Genomic DNA, 19,276 nt, shown 5'->3' on the forward strand with positions numbered 1-19,276 from the left:
CTACTCTAATTAGTAGCTAAATTCATTTAGCTTTCAAAGAAATAGACACAGCAGTACGTACTCATAGTAGTGTCACTATAAGTGTTTGGATTGCTGTGCCTTGATGGAATTACATCGTTCTATCCTCGTTTTATTTATTATGCAGTGTGGTCGAAATAGTGATCGACTGACTGCTTTAAAGTTTCAATGAGTGCCTCATCCATATATTGGTACTCATCGGGTATATCGAGTACCTGAATCGGCTTGTATTGTAATAAACGGCTAAACTGCGCTTTAAGGCGTTGTTTATGCTTATGTTCCATTACAAAAATTATATCTGCCCAATTAATATCAGCCGTTGTTACCGTGTGCCTTGCTCGTGGGCTTGTGCCTGCAGAGCGGGCTTTAATGCCATTGTATTGGTTGAATACCTTTTCTGCCGTTGGGCTACGCCACTGGTTACGGCTACATATAAACAGTAAGTTTTCCATGTCCTTTTCCTTTGTGAGTCTGGCTAAATTCAGGGCCCTTAAAAGTACGAATCGGATTACCCCGTTGCAGCTCATTGTGTTGTTGCCACCGCGACTTTTGCTGCTGGCTAGCAGCCTGCTGAGCTTGTTCTGCCAGTTTTTGCATTAGCAAAACTCGAGCTAAACGCTTATTCGCATGCTGACTTCTTTCACTCTCTACGCGAACAGTAGTTCCTGTCGCAACATGGGTAGCACGAACAGCCGAATCAGTGGTGTTTACATGTTGGCCTCCCGCGCCACTTGCGCGGCATTGCTGAAAGCGGATCTCGCTATCAAATTTTTGCTCTGCTATTTCAAATAGTTGACCGCCAAAGTACCAGTTTTTACGCTTATGCCTTGCTCTGAATGGGCTTTGACAAACCCACAACATCGAGCCATGCCATTGCTGAGCAAACTGTTTTAAAATTCGCGGCTCAGCACCGGTTAATTCAAGTAATACCGATTTGTAGCAGCCTGAAAGTTCAGCTTGCTCTACAGCAAGAGCATTCACCTTAATAGCTAATGCTTTAGCATCACACTCAAGGCGCTTAACAGCCATAGCCACCGCTTTACAGCACTCTAAAGGACCCGCCCCTGACGATAATTGCACTAAGATCATCCGCACGTTCCTTGTGTTTTAAAGGTAAGCACAGGCTTTAATTTGGCAATTACAGTAACCAGCCCAGCATCAACAAGGTCATCAATAACTGTTTGGCAGTCTTTGTAAGCTTGTGGTGCTTCATCATAAAGCAGCGTTTTATCATTACAGATCACCCTGCTACCAAACGCAGTGCGATATAAATCTTCCTTTTTAAACTTGTGACTCAAACGGCCTTGGCATTCTCCACGCTTCCATTTGCGACCAGCGCCATGTGCAAGGGAGCGTAAGTTTACGTTTTGCTCAGCCGTTGGCTTAACTAAGTAACTGTAATCACCGCGAGAGCCCGGGATCATAACAGCCCCTTGATCGCTGGATGTAGCACCTTTTCGATGTAACCAGCCTGCTTGTCCTGCAATCTGTGATTGACTTACAAGGTTATGATTTACATCTAAAACCTCTTCGCCACCAGCACGAATAGCTTGTAAAAAACGCCGTGCGATCAGTTCTCGGTTTAACTGTGCCCAACGCAGTGCTTCGTCATGTTTAGCCATATAATCTGTAAAGGCATCACTCACGACCTCAAGGCCATCATGGTTATGCTCTGCAATATGCTTAACTAAAATAGCTTGCCCTAACCCTCTAGAGCCAGAGTGCACCAATAGCTGCAATTGTTTAGGTTGTAGGCCTAAAGCAAGCAAAGCTTGTTGATCAAACACTTCTTCAATCGCCTGAAATTCAGCGAAATGATTGCCACCACCTATGGTGCCAAGGGCGCTATCAAAACCAGTTTGTGTGATAGCCAGTTCATGTTTTCGCTCGCTAATCAATGTGTGCCAACTTTCATCTAGCGGCTGTTCAACATCGCTTAAGCGTTTTGCGAGCTTATCTACATTTAACTTGGCTAACTTAGTATTGGTTTGCCAAAGCGACATACCGCAGCCAATATCATTCCCCACTAAAGCGGGGTAAATTCTACCTTCTGTAAAAAAGGCTGCCCCAATGGGGTAACCTCGACCTGGGTGTAAATCGGGCATACCCGCTACAGCGTGCATACCAGGTAATTCAGAAGTTTTAATTAATTGTTGTATTGCTAGCCCTTCAATCCACGACTCTTTAGACGCAATAAGGCTAACGTTATCAGTAAGTTTTTGGACGGACTTGCCCATAATACCAATTCCTTTCTCTGCAATAGAAAAATGCTAACGAAAAATGATTTGGCAGGTCTTTGATTAATTGATCAGGCTTAGCTTTGAAAAGCTAATAAAGAAATAGCTTCGAGCTAGGCAAGAAAACGACCTGCAAAGGAACAAGTTGTATAAGTCATATTGTTTACTCCTCTACAGTGTGTGAATGGTTAAAATCGCGGCGATTGTAAACACCTTAAAAAGTGAAAGCAACTAAAAAATAAGCAATCGTTGTTATTTACGCCCTTTTTAAATGTTCATCACAACGTGAAAAATGTGCAATTAAGCGACTATGGGTTGTCATCTAGAGAAAATTTGAGCAATCTAAAAATGCCTTAAAAATAATAACAAGAGTGACTGCAAGGTTACTCAAAAAGGATGCCGCCATGCTCAAACACCGAATAGCTCGCTCACTCATCAGCCTACCTCTATTGATGGCTGCCCATGTCACTAGCGCAGCTGAACTACCACAAGCGATTAATGCTGCCTTTCAATCGGCGGTGAGTGCGAAAACGGTGCCGGGCATTACTGTCGCGGTGGCCGATAAATCAGGAGTAATCGCGGCAAAGGGTTATGGTTTTGCCGATATCGAAAACCAAGTTTTAATGAGTCCCGAGCATAAGGTTCGCATTGGCAGTGTCTCTAAACTTATTGCCACTGCCGCTATGATGCGCCTTTACGACAAGGGGTTGATTAACTTAGACAAACCTGTAACCGACTATGTAACTAACTGGCCAGAGAAACACGCAACTTTAACACTGCGCCAACTCGCGTCACATACCGCAGGGATCCGCCATTACAAAAAAGGCGCAAATGAGTTTTTACTCAACAAATGGTATGGCGATATAAATAGCGCTTTAGCCATGTTTGAAGATGATCCCCTGCTGTTTGAGCCGGGCACCAAACAGCAGTATTCAACATTCGCTTGGACATTAGTAAGCGCTGCGATGGAAGGCGCTGATCCGAAACGCAACTTTCGACAAATTATCGAACAAGAAGTCTTCGCGCCACTCAAGTTAAACGACACATACTTTGATGAGCAATTTACCCTGATCCCACATCGTGCAAGACCTTATAGCGTTGATCAAGGCCATTTAGTTAACTCACCGCAAACCGATCACAGCTATAAATGGGCTGGCGGTGGCTTTATTGCAACACCAAGTGATATCGTCAAGTTTGCAGTAGCTCACACGCAGGGCAATTATCTAAAAGCAACCAGCGTGGATGAAATGTTTACCCCAGCCACTCTCAATAATGGTGAACAGGTCGATTTTGGTATCGGTTGGATGACAGGTTTCAAAAACTATCAACAAAGAGAAAAGTACCAACATAATACTGAACTACAAGCCTTGATGGCCGACATGCCTCACGCTGTAATGCACTCTGGCGGTAGTATGGGTGGCATTACCATGACCATTATGTGTGTTGATCATCAACGCGCGGTGACTGTGGTTAAAAACGTTAATGGTGATAACAGCGCAGATGTATTTGCGCTTGCCCTACAAACTCTAAGCTATTATCACCAAGACCATTGATTTGTTTAAGGCAGCTTAACTATAGCTGCCCTTGTAACCTCGTTTTTGTCTCTTTTAAGTAATCTGGGTAGGGATACGAGTCATCGGCAACAGCGATTGCAGCCTCGATTTGTATTAATGCTTGGCGAGTATTACCTTGCATTTCATAGCCATATGACAAAGCTGACAGTGCATACGCTGATTTAGGGTAGTTTTTGATATTGTACTTAAACACCTCAATAGCCCGCTCAAATTGCTGGTTATCCGTTAAGCTGTAACCCAGCATCCTAACAGCGCGGTCTGGTGGCGCTATTTGCTCGCCCCATTGCTGAGATAAACGTTGATAATAGGCATCAATTGATGAAACATCATCGCCTAGTGCACTCAAAGGCATATGTTTAGATAAAAATAAGCCATGGTACGCATTAAATGCCCCAGCAGCTGAGGTTAGGTTATGCGAAACGCCTGCAAAGGCGTCGCTCTTAAATCGCAGATTTGGTACTTTACTATTTTGCATCGTTTGCTGCATATCATCGTATCTTTCGCGCATAATGCCGGCTTCTTCGCCGATATTCATATATACATAGCTGTTAATACTTTTGGCTTTAGTAACAAAGGTATTTAGACTCTTAGCCGGGGCGCCATAGTTCCACCATACCGCAGGGCTATATGCAATGTGCGCTTGAAATAACTCAGGGTCAGCTTGCATTGCGTAAAGAGCAAATACACCCGCAGCAGAGGCTCCTGCGATAACTTTATAATCATGAGTACGATACTGTTTATTAACCAAAGGCATCAGTTCTTGCTCTACAAAAGCTAAAAACTTTGCTGCACCACCGCCTTCGCCAACAGGCCCTTGTGGCTCTTTGTTCACTGTAGGATAAAAATCTCTAAGTCGATTAGTGCTTTCAATCGCAACTACAATCACCTCTGGCGCTTGATCATTTTGTTGTAAGCGTTCAAGCACAGCATTAATCAATGGTAAATTACCGGCCCCATCCAAACGGTAAATAACGGGATACCTTTTGTTTGGATGTGTTTGATAGCTTTTTGGCAATTGCACAACGACAGTGCGTTGCTCACTAAGATTACTTGATTCGATAGTATGCGTATGTTGGCTGTAATTTGTAACCGCATCATCTGGTTGAGCCATTACATGACTAGTACAGAGTAAAAAACCACTAATACAGAGTAACTTAAATAATCGCACGACTTATCCTTAAGAAAAATTGGTAATTTTTTAAGCTAACAGAATTGCAGGTACAAAAAAAGGCGCATATTGCGCCTTAATAAAAAATATACAACTCTAAACTTACTCAACCGTTACCGATTTTGCTAGGTTTCGAGGTTGGTCTACGTCGGTGCCTTTAATAACCGCAACATAGTATGAAAGCAGCTGTAACGGAATTGTATATACAACTGGAGCAATCACGTCATCTACATGGTTTACGTTGATTACACGCATTGTTTCGTCAGATTCAAACGCTGAGTCTTTGTCTGCGAATACATAGATAATACCGCCACGGGCACGTACTTCTTCTACGTTTGATTTAAGCTTTTCAAGTAACTCGTTGTTTGGTGCCACAACAATGATTGGCATGTCGGCATCAATCAACGCAAGAGGGCCATGCTTAAGCTCACCCGCTGCGTATGCCTCGGCGTGAATGTATGAAATCTCTTTAAGCTTAAGCGCACCTTCCATCGCGATTGGGTATTGTGAACCACGACCTAAGAATAGTGAGTGGTGCTTATCAGCAAACTCTTCAGCTAAATCTTCAATCCCTTCTGCAAGCAGTAGTGCTTCTTCTAACTTGTTAGGAAGTGTTTTAATTGCATTCACAATCGCACTTTGATCTAGGCCTTTTTCTTGCGCAATAGATGCCGTAAGCATTAATAAGCCAACAAGCTGTGTGGTGAAGGCTTTAGTTGATGCAACACCAATTTCAGCACCGGCTTTAGTCATAAAGGCTAAATCAGATTCACGTACTAATGATGAACCCGGTACGTTACAAATGGTCATTGAAGCCATGTAACCTTGCTGTTTTGCAAGACGAAGTGCAGCAAGCGTATCGGCTGTTTCACCAGATTGTGAAATTGTCACAAGTAAGCTGTTTTCATGTACAAATGATTCGCGGTAACGGAACTCAGATGCAATCTCTACGTTACAGCTCACGCCAGCAAATTGTTCAAGCCAGTAACGAGCAACCATACCTGAGTGATATGAAGTACCACAGGCAATAATTTGCACGTGTTTTACGTCTTTAAAGATTTGCTGAGCGCTTTCGCCAAAGGCATCGATCGCTACAGTGTCATTATGTAAGCGGCCTTCAAGGGTGTTACGTACAGCAAGAGGCTGTTCGTAAATTTCTTTCAGCATGTAATGACGATATTCGCCTTTACCTGATGCATCTTGCGTAATGTTCGATTCAATCACTTCGCGTTCGACTGCATCACCGTTTGCATCAAAAATTTCAACACTGTCACGGGTAATACGAGCCACATCACCTTCTTCAAGGTAAATAAAGCTTCGTGTAACAGGTAATAGAGCAAGTTGGTCAGAGGCAATAAAGTTTTCGCCAAGACCTAAACCAATCACCAGTGGGCTACCAGAGCGCGCTACGATGATTTCGTTATCGTTCGCTTTATCAAAAACAACTGTACCAAATGCACCTTCAAACTGCTTAACAGCAGCTTGCACAGCTGCTAAAAGCGTATCGTGCTGTTGGCGAAGTTGGTGAATAAGGTGCACCATGACTTCAGTATCTGTTTCTGATAAAAACTCATAACCGTCGCCTTTAAGCGCATCGCGTAGGCTGGCATGGTTTTCGATAATACCGTTATGAACTAGGGCAATTTCGCTATTCGAAACATGTGGATGAGCATTCGCTTCAGTTACGCCACCATGAGTTGCCCAGCGCGTATGTGCGATACCTGTCGTACCATTAACTGCTGCGTCATTGAGTGCCGCTTCAAGATTAGCAACCTTACCCACAGACTTTACAGTGTTAAGCTCAGTACCTTTAAGTAAAGCCACACCAGCCGAATCATAGCCACGGTATTCAAGACGCTTTAGGCCTTCAACAAGTATTTTGTTTACTGGGCGTTCTGCAACAGCCCCAACGATTCCACACATAATTTCTCCTTTTGCACATGCCAAAGCGTTCTACTTTGGGCGGTATGTGTTGTCATAAATGATGCGTAATAAGGTGTTGTCGATCTTATTACGGGTTATTCAATTTCTGCACAGATCAGCCGTACACCACATGCTGTTATCGCCTTACGCTTATCTGCGCACAGGTTGTTGTCTGTAATAACAGTGGTTACACGCTGCCAAGGCAGTTCTAAATTCGGTATTCTTCGGCCAATTTTTTCTGACTCTACCAGCACCACTACTTCACGGGCCGCTTCAGCCATCACTTGGCTTAGCCCCACTAATTCATTGAAGGTTGTAGTACCTCTATCAATATCAATGCCATCGGCACCAATAAATAGTTGGTCAAAGTCGTAAGAGCGAAGAACATTCTCCGCAACTTGGCCCTGAAACGATTCTGAATGCGGATCCCAGGTTCCCCCGGTCATCAAAAGTGTTGGCTCATTTTCTAATGAAAGCAGTCGGTTAGCGACATTAATAGCATTTGTCATCACCACTAAACCGCGCTTTTTGGCAAGCTCAGGTATCATCGCTGCTGTAGTGCGGCCGCTATCAATGATGATGCGGTTATGGTCTTTAATAAGCTTTGCAGCCGCCTGTGCGATTGCCATTTTGCGAAGCGAGTCGCTTTTCTCGTTGCTATTTGCAACGATTTCTTGCGGCAATGCAATAGCGCCACCGTAACGGCGTAGCAACAAGCCACTTTTTTCAAGGGCTGTCAGATCTTTACGTATCGTCACCTCAGAGGTTTGAAACTGCTCCGCTAACGCTTCAACAGCAACTTCACCAAGTTCATTCACTTGGCTTAAGATTGTATGGCGACGTTGTTGAGTGTTTCGTTTTGTCATAAAGTGAATTACATAAGTTTCGTTTCGAAAGTTTTGAGATTTTAAACGAAACAATATAAATGGCAAGTGAATGATCGTTAACCTACACAGCTTTAATTTTGATCTTCATCACCAACACGCTAAGCTATTGGCAAAAATAACCATGAATATGCCCCATGAAAGAGTTTAATAGCCTCGATAAGTCCTTACTCGAACAACGAAAAAATACCCATGAAATTTGCCGTTTATTTGCAAAAAGCCCGAGTAAAGGCAATTTAAAACGACTAAAAGGCATGTTTGATCACTGTGGCGAGCAGGTTGTTATAGAAGCGGGTTTTCATTGTGATTATGGCAGTGGTATTAAAATAGGTGAGCGAACCTTCATAAATATTAACTGTACTGTACTCGATGCGCCGCTAACTGATGCGCAAATTACGATAGGTGATGACTGCTTAATAGGCCCAAATGTGCAAATTCTTGCAGTATCGCATGCAGTAAACCCAACTGAGCGTTTAGCAAAAGCTAATTTTGCAGCGCCGATTAGCATCGGCAACAATGTATGGGTTGGTGCAGGCGCTATTATACTTGCGGGTATTAAAGTTGCTGATAATGCCGTGATTGGCGCAGGGGCAATAGTTACCAAAGATGTCGCGGCAAATACCCTAGTAGCAGGTAACCCCGCGGTGAAGGTTAAAGACCTTTAACTCTCATACCGACGCACTAAAGCACGTCCTACGTAGAACGTCATTTATAGCGACTCATTTAAAGCTAAAAAAGCCCAGCTGTATTGCTGGGCTTATAGTTGGGAGTTAGTTACTGTTATTCATATCGTAAAATAAGCGATGGTCTGGTGCTTGCGGCCTTGAAGGCTAAACTTGCAACGGTAATCCAGGTAATCGCTGCCACCGCGGCGGCAGCGACTAAATACACCCATACAGCTTGTTCAATACGGTCATTAAAGTTGGCTAACCAATCACCTACCAAGAAGTAAGTTACTGGATACGCAATAGCAATACTTACCGCCACCAGCACTAAGAACTCTTTAGCAATGATATTTACGATACTGATACGAGATGCACCTAGCACTTTGCGAACAGCCACTTCTTTTTGACGACGCACTGTTGCAAACGAAGCCAAACCAAAGGTACCTAAACAAGTTAAGAACACAGCAAGGCCGGTAAAAATTAAAACTACATTCGAAATTCGCTCATCACCTTTTAACAGGGTTTTGTAGTTGTCTGCGAGTAAGTTAATTTTTGGCTCATAGATATTGGCTGAGCTTGCTAATACTTCAGCGATCTGAGCTTTAATATAAGGCAAGTTTTGCTGATCAATCGTTAAAATTAATTCTGATACAGGTGACAAAAAGTTAAAGCCACATAAGAACATAATATTTGAGTTAGCATCTTTAGCATTACCTACTTTTACATCTTCAACCACACCCACAACACGCATATCTACGCCGCGACCTGAGTCTTTAATTACCTTACCAATAATGTCACTCATGTTAGTGTAACCCGCTTGCCTTGCGACAGATTCAGTCACAATAGTACCCGTACTTGTTACTCCATTTGCACGGCTTGCCCAATCACCAGCAAATTCACGGCTAAAGTCACGGCCAGCAACCAGTTTTAATCCTAGCGTTTTTACAACATCGTAGCTTGCACCTACTACAGGCGTTAAGCTGCCAGACGCTTCACCATTTGGCCACGTTGGCATAAGTGTATTATTGATTGAAACGGTTAAACGGGTATCAATCACTGTTGTTTGCTGTACGCCTTGAATTGCACTGATACGGTTAACTAAAGCATTTTTTTCTTTTTTGAATACTTCGCCTACAGGTAGCTCTGAAATGACCAATCTTTGTGTTGTTTCATAGCCTAAAGGTAAGCTTTGTAAGTAAGTTAATTGCTTTAACAAGGTAACAGAGGCAATGATTAAACCTATTGCTAGTGAAGCCTGTAAGGTTAGTAAGCTCTTACGAACCCATATTGCAGTATTACCACGCTGTAAGTCACCACTTAAAACGCGTTTTGCACTGAATGACGAAATAAAGAATGCAGGATAAAGCCCAGCTAATATGCCGACAGCAATTGCGACCACAATAATTGCAATGCCAAATTCAGAGGCATAATTCACGACCAATTCGCGGTCTACTAGTTGGTTAAAGCTTGGTAAAAATAGCTCCACTAAAGCACATGCAATCACCATTGAAAGCATTGATACCAACACAGATTCAGATAAAAACTGCGTTACTAACTGGCCTTTACTTGCGCCAAGCGCTTTACGCACTCCCACTTCTTTTGCACGTTTCGTCGATTGAGCGACTGTCATATTAATAAAGTTAAAACCTGCAATAAGAATAAGTAATATGCTTAGACCAACACAAATCATCACCACTTGTTTAGCACCACCAGCTTTCATCTCAAACGGTGATTTAGCCGTTAGGTGCAAATCAAGTAATGGATGCAGCTCTAAACTAACTTGCTCCAGCATCGAACCGCTAAAAAATCGCTCTGTTAAGGTTTTAGCTAATGCATCTGTATCGGTGCCTTCTGCGACACGCATATAAACATAACTACTGTTGATATCTATTTCGCTTGGATCATGCTTAACATAAACAAGATTTTTAAAGGCAAAGTGAGTGTTATCTGCTAAGTCTGCAAACACGGCACGCACTGTGTACTGTCCTTGTTCATGTGTAAGTGTTTCACCAATCACATCGGTGCGACCAAAAATACGCAGTGCTTCTGACTCACTTAAAGCGAGGCTGTCTGGTGTACTCATTGCGGTTTTTAAGTCACCCGCCAGCGTTTTCAGAGCAATGAAATTTTCAATATTTGCTGTAGCACCATATAAGGCATTTAACTTATAGCCTTGGTTGCGGTAACTCACATCAACCATGGCTTCACGAGTCAACTCGACCATAGTTAATCCGAATACTTCTTCAACTTGGCTGTAATCTTCGGCCTGCTTTGACTGCACATAATTAAAAATAGGTACTACAGATAAACCGAGTTTTGAGAAGTCTTGGCCAACGCGATAAACACGCTCAGCATGAGGCTGTTGACTATCGTACGAAAGCTCATTTTTTGCAAATAAAGCAACTAGAATTGCCGCAGCTAAGCCCACACTCAAACCCAGAACATTTAAAATAAAGTGTTGTTTTTGGTTTTTAAACGCGCGCAGTGCGGTGATCAAATAACTTAAAATCATGTTATGCCACCTCTGCTGTTTGTTGAGCACGGTTTGCTTTATCAACCATCACTTGGCCATCAAGTAAGCGCACTAAACGGTCAGCATAATTGCCTTCTTTTTCTGAGTGGGTAACGACAATTACCGTGGTACCTTCACGATTTAGCTCACGCAGCATCGCCATGACTTCATCACCATTTTTTGAATCAAGGTTACCCGTAGGCTCATCCGCTAAGATTAGCTTTGGATTAATCACCAGAGCTCGGGCTACTGCTACACGTTGCTGCTGACCGCCCGATAGCTGCTGCGGTAAGTGATCTGCTCTATGGTCGATTGCAACACGTTTTAAGATTGCTTCTACTCGCTGTTTACGTTCACTTTTTGAGATATTTTGATACTGTAATGGCAGCTCAACGTTTTCAAATACTGTTAATTCATCAATTAAGTTAAAGCTTTGGAAAACAAAACCAATCGACGCTTTTCTAAGTGCCGCTAATTGCTTTTCACCAAACCCTGCGATGTCTTCACCTAAAAATTCAAAACTGCCTGCCGATGGCGAATCCAACATACCTAAAATAGAGAGTAATGTTGATTTACCACAGCCAGATGGCCCCATAATGGCAAGAAACTCGCCTTCGTTTACATGTAAGTTAATGTTATTAAGCGCTGTTGTTTCAACATCTTGAGTACGGAACACGCGTGATAAGTTAGTTAATTTAATCATTGTTTTTATCCTTAAAATTGTAGTTGTTGTGCTTTATCAAAGTTGCTGTAGCTAGAGGTGATCACGCGATCTCCGGCGCTTAGGCCACTTAACACTTCATAATAGTTTTGATTCTTTTTGCCAAGACGAATGTCTTTTCGTACTGCACGGTTGCCATCTTTATCCATGACATAAACCCAGTTACCCCCTGAGCTGGTAAAAAATGCGCCGCGTTCAAGTAATAAAGCAGTGCCTTTGCTATCACCTAGCATCAGCTGTACATCAAGGCTTTGCCCACGTTTTATGTTGCTAGTGCCATTGGGTAAATCGACTTCAACCTGAAACTGTGATTGCTGAACACGACTATCAATTTTGCTAACCGTCGCCGCGATTTCGCCTTGTTCATGTTCAATCAGCACTTGCATACCTGTTTGAACTTGGCTTAGGTAAAACTCATCTAGTCGCACAACTAGCTTGTATTCATTAGGAATATCAATCTGCCCTAGGCGAGCACCACGGCCTTTTGATTCACCAATTTCAACATCAAGCTCACTTAAATAACCATCGGCAGGTGCTGTTACGAGTAAGTTTTCAAGGTTCTTACGCGCAAACTGTAGGTTTTTCTCTAACATGTCGGCACTGTCTTTTAACTGAGCAACCTGAACTTCACGAATGCTGTTTTCTTGCTTTTGACGCTCAAGAGTTAGTTCTTTACGCGCTTTGTAATACGCTAAGTCTTCTTGAATTTCAGATAATTGCTCTTGAGCTAACACACCCGTTTTCACTAGCGGCTGAGTCTGTTTTAAGCGACGCGATAAATGCGTAATTTTAAGATCGATTTCAAGCAAATCACGGCGTAAGTTTAAACGGCTGGTTTCCATATTCATTTGCGTGTTACGTAAAAAGTTAAGCTGCTCAGTCACCTGTGCTTCACGGCTCATTACATCAAGCTGCAAGTTGGTATTGCTTAAACGCACAAGTGGTTGGCCTTTTTTAACAAACTCACCCTGCTCAACAAGTCGCTCTTCGACTTGGCCTCCGGCAATGGTGTCGAGGTAAATAGTAGTGCGAGGCATAACCTGACCACGAAGACTTAAAGCATCAACAAATTCACCTTGTTGTACTGTGCTAATCGTTAAGCTTGTCGCGGTTACTTGCTGACTACGACCTGTTTGCTCAGTTTGCGTGAAACCATAAGCTGCTGCCGCAACAGCTAAGCATGCAGCTGCTATTACTGATTTCTTAAAAAATGCTTTGTTATTTGAGCGTGTAATTTTCTTATCCATGTTGACGCCTTTAAGTTATCTAGGTGCTAATTACCTATAGATTAAACAACTCTTGTGCCAACTTTTATTTTTATTAAATTACAAAGACTTATACAAAAATCAATACGAGTGCATATAATCAAGTGTCCGCTTATAGAACACTTCAAAGCCCATATATCGTCCATAAATGGACACTGTTACTATTTTCAATTAGTCTTAGTGTTCCCATAAAGGAATAATAATAAATAGCTATGAAACAAGCAGGATCAATTCTTATCGTCGATGATAACCCCGACGTACTTATCGCCGCACGATTACTTTTAAAGCAGCATTATCAGGTTGTAAAAACCACAGATAACCCCTTTGATATCGAAGCTATCATTAACGCACAGCATGAGGCGGATCAAGCCATAGATGTAGTGTTACTCGATATGAACTTCACGCAAGACTCAATTAGTGGCAAAGAAGGATTCTACTGGCTAAAAAAAATCATGAGCCAAGACGCTAACATTGCGGTACTGCTTATGACGGCCTACAGCGATATTCAGCTAGCGGTCGAAGCAATTAAGGCCGGTGCCTCTGACTTTATTGCCAAGCCTTGGCAAAATGAGCAATTACTCGGTGCTGTTGCAGCGGCATTTTCACACGCTAAAGACAAGCAGCAAGTTGGTAAGCTCACAAAACAAAAGCAGGCCTTGCAGCAGTCAATCGGCAATCAACCATTTGAGTTTTTAGGCCAAAGTGATGCCATGCAGCAGGTTTTTTCGGTTATCGACAAAGCAGCCAACACAGATGCCAACATATTGATTAGTGGCGAAAGTGGCACAGGAAAAGAACTCACTGCCCATGCAATCCACAATGCAAGCCAGCGCCAAAGCCAACCCTTCATAAGCCTAGACATGGGCTCACTAGCCGAAAGTCTGTTTGAAAGCGAACTATTTGGCCATAAAAAAGGGGCGTTTACTGGCGCGAAAGAAGATCGCATTGGCCGATTTGAGCTGGCCCATGGTGGTAGTTTATTTTTAGACGAGCTAGGTAATTTACCGCTTAACCAACAAGTTAAACTGCTCGCAGCACTACAAAACAGGCAAATAACACCGGTTGGTGGTTCAAAAGTCATCGATATTGATATTCGTTTGATCTGTGCAACGAATGAAAACCTCGAACAAGCAGTTACTGAAGGCAAATTTAGGCAAGACTTACTGTACCGTGTTAATACCGTAGAGATCCGTTTGCCAGCTCTGCGCGAGCGCAGTGAAGACATTCCATTACTGTGTAACTACTACTTGCAGCACTTTGCACATAAATACAAACGTGAGCTCTCGATTGCGGCATCTGATATGACACGTTTAAGTCAGTATCATTGGCCAGGCAATGTCCGTGAACTTGCACATGCAATTGAGCGAGCAGTCATCCTATCAGAAGGTACAGAGCTCGATATTAGCTCAGTGATAAGCTCACCAAGTACTGCTGTTAGTACAAATGAGCTCTCTTCAAACGCCACTGACTACGACACTTTTGATCTCGAAATCATCGAGCAGAGAACCGTTCGTGCAGCTTTAAAGCATTTTCAAGGGAACGTGAGTCATGCAGCTAAAGCCCTCGGCCTAACACGCGGAGCCATGTATCGTCGTTTAGAAAAATACGGACTTTAATCGATGCGAAATTTTATTAGCTTAGCCGGCCTATTAGCTGCGCTAATTGGTTTATCAATAGCTTTGTTTTGGCAAGTAGAGCAAAGCGGGTTTTCTGCAATTTCGGCACTTTTAGTTATTTTAAATTTGGTATGTGCCGCGCAAATTTTTAATTTATTTAAACGCCAAACAAGGCGTGCAGATATGGTGTTTCGCGCTTTAGCGAATGGAGACAGCACATTAGGCTTTGGCGACCAACACCCTATGCAGCAGCAATTTGAGCAGGTTAAACAACAAATTCAGGCTGCGCGTTTTAATGCAGAGCAACAAGCCCAGTTCTTACAAGCGCTATTAATTCATATCGATTTAGCAGTATTAGTATGTGATGAACAAGGCACTATTATTGAAAGCAATCCGGCGGTCAGCCGTTTACTTGGACAAGCTGTAAAGCACATCGATGATTTAGGTTTAATAGCCAACCTAGTCCAAGACGCAAAACAAAATAGCCGTAATACCGTGCCATGGCAAAATGGTGAGCAGCACGATACGTTATCTGTGCAGATCAGTATTGCCGAAATCCAAGGTAAAGTTCGTAAAGTGATCAGTTTGCAATCGATTCATGATCAGCTGCAATTAAAAGAGCAACAAGCTTATAAGCGCCTTACAAAAGTACTAACCCATGAAATCGCTAATTCGATTACGCCACTTTCTTCTTTAGCACAAACTTGTACGGCACTGCTGCCAACTGAGCTTAGTTTTGATGATCAGGAAGATAAACAAGACTTGCAACTCGCCCTAACAACACTCGCATCACGAACCGAGCATTTAGGGGAATTTATAGCGCAATTTAAAAAGGTTAGTAGCTTACCCGCCCCACACTTACAGCCACATATTCTGGCCGATCTTGCCAAGCAAGTTGTCGCTCTGCACTCACAACAAGCTAAGCAACTTAATATTACGTTGAATTTATCGGTGCAAAGCCAACAGTTAGTAATGATAGATAGAGGCCAAGTTGAACAAGTAATAATAAACCTGCTTACCAATGCCCTTGATGTCCTTAAGCAGTTAAATACTCCAGAGTCAGCAAAGTGTATTGAGGTAAGCATTGCACAAAATGCTAATCAACAACTGTATTTAGAGGTCAGCGACAATGGTACAGGTATCAGCGATCATGTGATCGAGATGATTTTTGTGCCATTTTTTACTACCAAGCAACAAGGCTCAGGAATAGGCTTAAGTTTATCGCGCCAGATCATGCTCAATCATGGCGGCGATCTGGTTTATATCAAACGCCAGCAAGGAGCCTGCTTTCGCTGCGTGTTCGGCTAACTTACATAGTTAGAACAATTATTTACAATTTGCTAAGGCGCTGTTTGGTATCATGTACCCATTAACGTTTAATGGACTAACCAATATGCGATTCCTTGCCTTAGCACTCTTTTCATCACTTGCCTTCATTCCTGCTACAAGCTTTGCTGGTATTTATGACAGCCCTAATATGAACCTGTTTGTTAAATCAGAGCATAATAGTACTGATTCAATCACCTCAGCCGGCATCGAATTTATGGCTAAAAATAACTACAGCAATTTCGGCGCAGCATTTACAACAGCACTAGGCTCAGCAGAAGTATTTACTAAAAAAGGTGATCGGGAGACATTTCTCACCTTAGATAGCGGCATAAAATTTGGCTATTTCAGTGACTTTTTTGTCTATGGCGAAGTGGGCTTAGATTTAATTGAGCTTGCTGTATACGACGACCGAGATGACCACGACTACAGCGACCGCTATGATGACGACCACAATAATATTGATGGCTATGTTGGTGTGGGTATGGGCGTGGACTCAAAGCCATTCAGAATAGAGATCTATGCCAGAGCCCGAGAAATAGACAGCCGCTATTGGGAAGCACAAAACCATGGTTATGCTGGGTTACAAGTTAGTATTTCGTTTTAATTTCAATTGGGTGAGTAAGTTAGCGAGCTGTTAATCTAATGGTCATTTTTAGCTCACCCTATGTTAAGCTTAGGCGCTTTAGTTTACCCGCACCTAAGTTAACGGAGTATTTTAATACGTGTTTTTAAATCGATTTTTAGGCCTTGTTGTTGTTTCTTTTATTGTAACAGGCTGTCAGACTGCCCCTGAGTCACTTCCCGAAAAGAAGCCTATCATCAAAGCCAATCCAGGCACTGTGGTTGCAGAAGCTAAAACAGCACAAGTAGACGCGGTGACACCGCTCAAACCAAGTGAACTTGATGACGTATGGCAGCGTATTCGCATTCAACTACAGTTTAGCGATTCAAGTCACCCAGATGTGCAAAAGCGCATTGCTTGGTACCTTACTCATCCAAATTACATGGAAGAAATAAGCCGCCGCGCAGCGCCGTATTTGTATCATATCGTCACAGAAGTAGAAAACCGTGACTTACCAATAGAACTCGCTCTAATGCCGCTTATAGAGAGCGATTTTGATGCCAGTGCCTATTCGCACAAACATGCATCGGGTTTATGGCAACTCACCCCCTCAATCGCCAAATACTTCAAAGTAAAAATTACCCCTTGGTATGATGGTCGCCAAGATGTGATCGACAGCACCCGCGCAGCTTTGGATTTTATGGAGTACCTTTATAAACGCTTTGATGGCGATTGGTATCATGCTATTGCTGCCTACAATATTGGTGAAGGGCGTGTATTACAGGCGATTGATCGTAATAAAAAACAAGGTAAGTCGACGGACTTCTTTAGCTTAAAACTACCATCGCAAACCAAACAATACGTGCCTAAGTTACTGGCCGCAGCACAATTATTAAAGCACCAAAAAATGATATTCCCTGCGATTAAGAATGAGCAGGCTATTGCGACCTTACCAGTGACAGGTGCAGTGATCTTGGCAGACAAAGCAAAATGGCAAGAGCTAGAAGAGCTGAACCATGGCGTTATCCGATATCCCGCGGTGATTGATGCGCCACATATTGTGGTCCCAAAAGATCAGCAAGCAAGTTATCGAACTCTATTAGCTAATCAAAAGAGCAATGATTATAGCCAATGGCAACATTACACAGTTAAACGCGGTGATAGCTTAAGTGTGATTGCAAAGAACTATAAAGTAACAGTTAGCCAGCTGAAAACCTTCAATAACCTAAAAACAAACACCATTCGTATTGGTCAAAAACTGATATTGCCGCAATTGGCTGATCAACAAATCGAGTATAAGGTGAAATCTGGCGATAGCCTTTGGAAGATAGCAAAGCAATACAAAGTCAGTATCACTAAACTCAAACAATGGAATAACCTTTCAAGAGATAGCTTAAGAGTGGGTGAAAAGCTCACCGTATTTATCTCAAATAGTTAATATCAAATCAGGGAGTTTTACTCCCTGTCTCTTTTATCTATCCAATTAAAGTTGTATCTTTATTAGTCTATAAAAACAACAATTAAAAATTATGGATAATCAGCAACAGGACGCAAGCTGTTCCACCGTTAAAACAGAGCAAAACTCTAACCTTGAAGAGCAAACAAAGACCACCCAGCAAAACACTCAGCGCAAGGCATGGTTTACCAACGAGCGGCTAAACCTATTTCTCGCACTCTGTGCCATTATAATTTCAGCAGCCTCCTTTTATGCCACTTACTTGCAAGCCAACGCCGCAGAACGACAAGTAAAAGCCGCAACCTGGCCATGGCTCGAAGTGATGACGGGGAATTTTAATGAAGAAAAAAATTCTGAAGAAATTACTTTTTACATTAAAAACTCAGGATCAGGCCCAGCCATTATTAAATACGTTAAATTCTTCCACGATGAAAAGTCGTATACAGAGATATTTGAAGTAATAAAAAACTGCTGCTTTGATATTTATGCTTACCAAGAGCAATTAAATAAGTTGCAAAATGAGTCACCGGAGATCAATTTCTTTGAAAAATTTGGTTGGTTGTATACCGGCGTTAGTAATAACCGATTATTAGCCTCAGGCGCTGAACTTAATCTTTTTGGTTTTAAGAAAACAGGCTTCAATGCAACTCAGTGGGACAAGGTAAATGACCAACGCTTTAATATCAAAACTGAGATCTGCTACTGCTCGTTGCTAGAACAATGCTACCTAAGCGATGGCCGCGGTGATGTGAAAGAAATACAGCAGTGTGAGTGACAACGAGCTATCAGCTTTCAGCCGTCAGCGATCAGCCGCGCGGTGGAGGTGTTTGGTGCAGCGTCTTCCTCTGCTGGAGGCTCTAGGCTCTAGGCTCTAGGCTCTAGGCTCTAGGCTCTAGGCTCTAGGCTCTAGGCAAAGTTTACTTGTAGGATTGGCTTCAGCCATGAATGTGTTTGTTAAGGTCTAGATTCGGCACTGAAGTGCCTCCTACGGGGTTTTGTTGCTGAGGATGACTCTGTACAGGACAACCCCACATTTCAACTGACGTCTGACGGCTGAAAGCTGACAGTGTGGTAATTCGTCATGCACAATGAAGAGGTAAAGCTCATTAATAAAAGACGAATTAGCGCAAGGTGAAATAAGCTGTTTTACAGACCGCCAACCTGGTAGACATTTTAAGAGTTTTTTAACCATGGAATTATGAAGAGGTTCACATGGATTATGTTGGGTTTCGCTCCGCTCTACCCAACCTACCTGGCTGACAGCTCAAAACGCAAAAAAGCCCGACTCTTTCGAATCGGGCTTTCTTTAATAGGATCCTGGCGATGACCTACTTTCACATGGCAAA

General features: G+C 42.6%; 16 protein-coding genes. 7 read left to right on the forward strand and 9 right to left on the reverse strand.

All coding sequences use genetic code 11. The features are described from left to right. Positions 1-137: 137 nt before the first annotated feature. From HUS61_RS13275 to HUS61_RS13285, 3 genes are read right to left on the reverse strand one after another with little or no spacing between them, the layout of a single operon-like run. Complete coding sequence (locus HUS61_RS13275; protein ID WP_130167312.1) at positions 138-470, reverse strand: low molecular weight protein tyrosine phosphatase family protein; 333 nt, start codon at positions 468-470, stop codon at positions 138-140. Further along, the gene (prfH, locus tag HUS61_RS13280; RefSeq protein WP_175082663.1) at positions 445-1,107 is read right to left on the reverse strand and encodes a peptide chain release factor H; all 663 of its coding nucleotides are present in this window, start codon (positions 1,105-1,107) and stop codon (positions 445-447) included. The genes HUS61_RS13275 and prfH overlap by 26 nt, the downstream gene beginning before the upstream one ends. Further along, complete coding sequence (locus HUS61_RS13285; protein WP_175082664.1) at positions 1,104-2,255, reverse strand: RNA ligase RtcB family protein; 1,152 nt, start codon at positions 2,253-2,255, stop codon at positions 1,104-1,106. Before HUS61_RS13285 ends, prfH begins: the two co-directional genes overlap by 4 nt. Positions 2,256-2,659: 404 nt before the next feature. Between HUS61_RS13285 and HUS61_RS13290 the strand changes: the two genes are divergently transcribed. Beyond that, positions 2,660-3,808, forward strand: a complete 1,149-nt coding sequence (locus tag HUS61_RS13290; protein ID WP_175082665.1) for a serine hydrolase — start codon at positions 2,660-2,662, stop codon at positions 3,806-3,808. A 19-nt stretch (positions 3,809-3,827) separates the two neighbouring features. On the opposite strand, the gene HUS61_RS13295 is transcribed toward HUS61_RS13290, so the two are convergent. The 3 genes from HUS61_RS13295 to HUS61_RS13305 form a co-directional block, all read right to left on the reverse strand. After that, complete coding sequence (locus HUS61_RS13295) at positions 3,828-4,997, reverse strand: alpha/beta hydrolase-fold protein (RefSeq protein WP_371319675.1); 1,170 nt, start codon at positions 4,995-4,997, stop codon at positions 3,828-3,830. Between the two features lie 102 nt (positions 4,998-5,099). Next, a complete protein-coding gene (gene glmS, locus HUS61_RS13300) occupies positions 5,100-6,920 on the reverse strand; it encodes a glutamine--fructose-6-phosphate transaminase (isomerizing) (RefSeq protein WP_175082666.1) in 1,821 nt (606 codons plus the stop codon). Positions 6,921-7,015: 95 nt separating this feature from the next. Continuing rightward, complete coding sequence (locus tag HUS61_RS13305) at positions 7,016-7,786, reverse strand: DeoR/GlpR family DNA-binding transcription regulator (RefSeq protein WP_175082667.1); 771 nt, start codon at positions 7,784-7,786, stop codon at positions 7,016-7,018. A 155-nt stretch (positions 7,787-7,941) separates the two neighbouring features. Between HUS61_RS13305 and HUS61_RS13310 the strand changes: the two genes are divergently transcribed. Then, complete coding sequence (locus tag HUS61_RS13310) at positions 7,942-8,469, forward strand: sugar O-acetyltransferase (RefSeq protein WP_175082668.1); 528 nt, start codon at positions 7,942-7,944, stop codon at positions 8,467-8,469. Positions 8,470-8,584: 115 nt separating this feature from the next. Here HUS61_RS13310 and HUS61_RS13315 read toward each other — a convergent pair whose 3' ends face one another. The 3 genes from HUS61_RS13315 to HUS61_RS13325 are packed head-to-tail and all read right to left on the reverse strand — an operon-like array spanning position 8,585 to position 12,949. After that, a complete protein-coding gene (locus HUS61_RS13315) occupies positions 8,585-10,981 on the reverse strand; it encodes an ABC transporter permease (RefSeq protein WP_175082669.1) in 2,397 nt (798 codons plus the stop codon). A 1-nt stretch (position 10,982) separates the two neighbouring features. Next, a complete protein-coding gene (locus HUS61_RS13320; RefSeq protein WP_175082670.1) occupies positions 10,983-11,684 on the reverse strand; it encodes an ABC transporter ATP-binding protein in 702 nt (233 codons plus the stop codon). An 11-nt stretch (positions 11,685-11,695) separates the two neighbouring features. Next, complete coding sequence (locus HUS61_RS13325; RefSeq protein WP_175082671.1) at positions 11,696-12,949, reverse strand: efflux RND transporter periplasmic adaptor subunit; 1,254 nt, start codon at positions 12,947-12,949, stop codon at positions 11,696-11,698. A 230-nt stretch (positions 12,950-13,179) separates the two neighbouring features. Between HUS61_RS13325 and HUS61_RS13330 the strand changes: the two genes are divergently transcribed. The 5 genes from HUS61_RS13330 (at position 13,180) to HUS61_RS13350 (ending at position 18,705) form a co-directional block, all read left to right on the forward strand. Next, positions 13,180-14,583 (forward strand): sigma-54 dependent transcriptional regulator, encoded by a 1,404-nt coding sequence (locus HUS61_RS13330; protein ID WP_175082672.1) that lies wholly within the window; start codon positions 13,180-13,182, stop codon positions 14,581-14,583. A gap of 3 nt (positions 14,584-14,586) precedes the next feature. Beyond that, entirely contained in the window at positions 14,587-15,891 is a 1,305-nt protein-coding gene (locus tag HUS61_RS13335; protein WP_175082673.1) for a PAS domain-containing sensor histidine kinase, read from the forward strand. A gap of 85 nt (positions 15,892-15,976) precedes the next feature. After that, a complete protein-coding gene (locus HUS61_RS13340; RefSeq protein WP_175082674.1) occupies positions 15,977-16,516 on the forward strand; it encodes a hypothetical protein in 540 nt (179 codons plus the stop codon). A gap of 118 nt (positions 16,517-16,634) precedes the next feature. Then, positions 16,635-17,912, forward strand: coding sequence for a LysM peptidoglycan-binding domain-containing protein (locus HUS61_RS13345; protein ID WP_175082675.1), 1,278 nt, complete (start codon positions 16,635-16,637; stop codon positions 17,910-17,912). Between the two features lie 91 nt (positions 17,913-18,003). Then, complete coding sequence (locus HUS61_RS13350) at positions 18,004-18,705, forward strand: hypothetical protein (RefSeq protein ID WP_175082676.1); 702 nt, start codon at positions 18,004-18,006, stop codon at positions 18,703-18,705. The last annotated feature ends 571 nt before the right edge of the window (positions 18,706-19,276 follow it).

Origin of the sequence: Pseudoalteromonas sp. 0802 (assembly GCF_013350085.1) — a bacterium.
Taxonomy (GTDB): Bacteria; Pseudomonadota; Gammaproteobacteria; order Enterobacterales; family Alteromonadaceae; genus Pseudoalteromonas.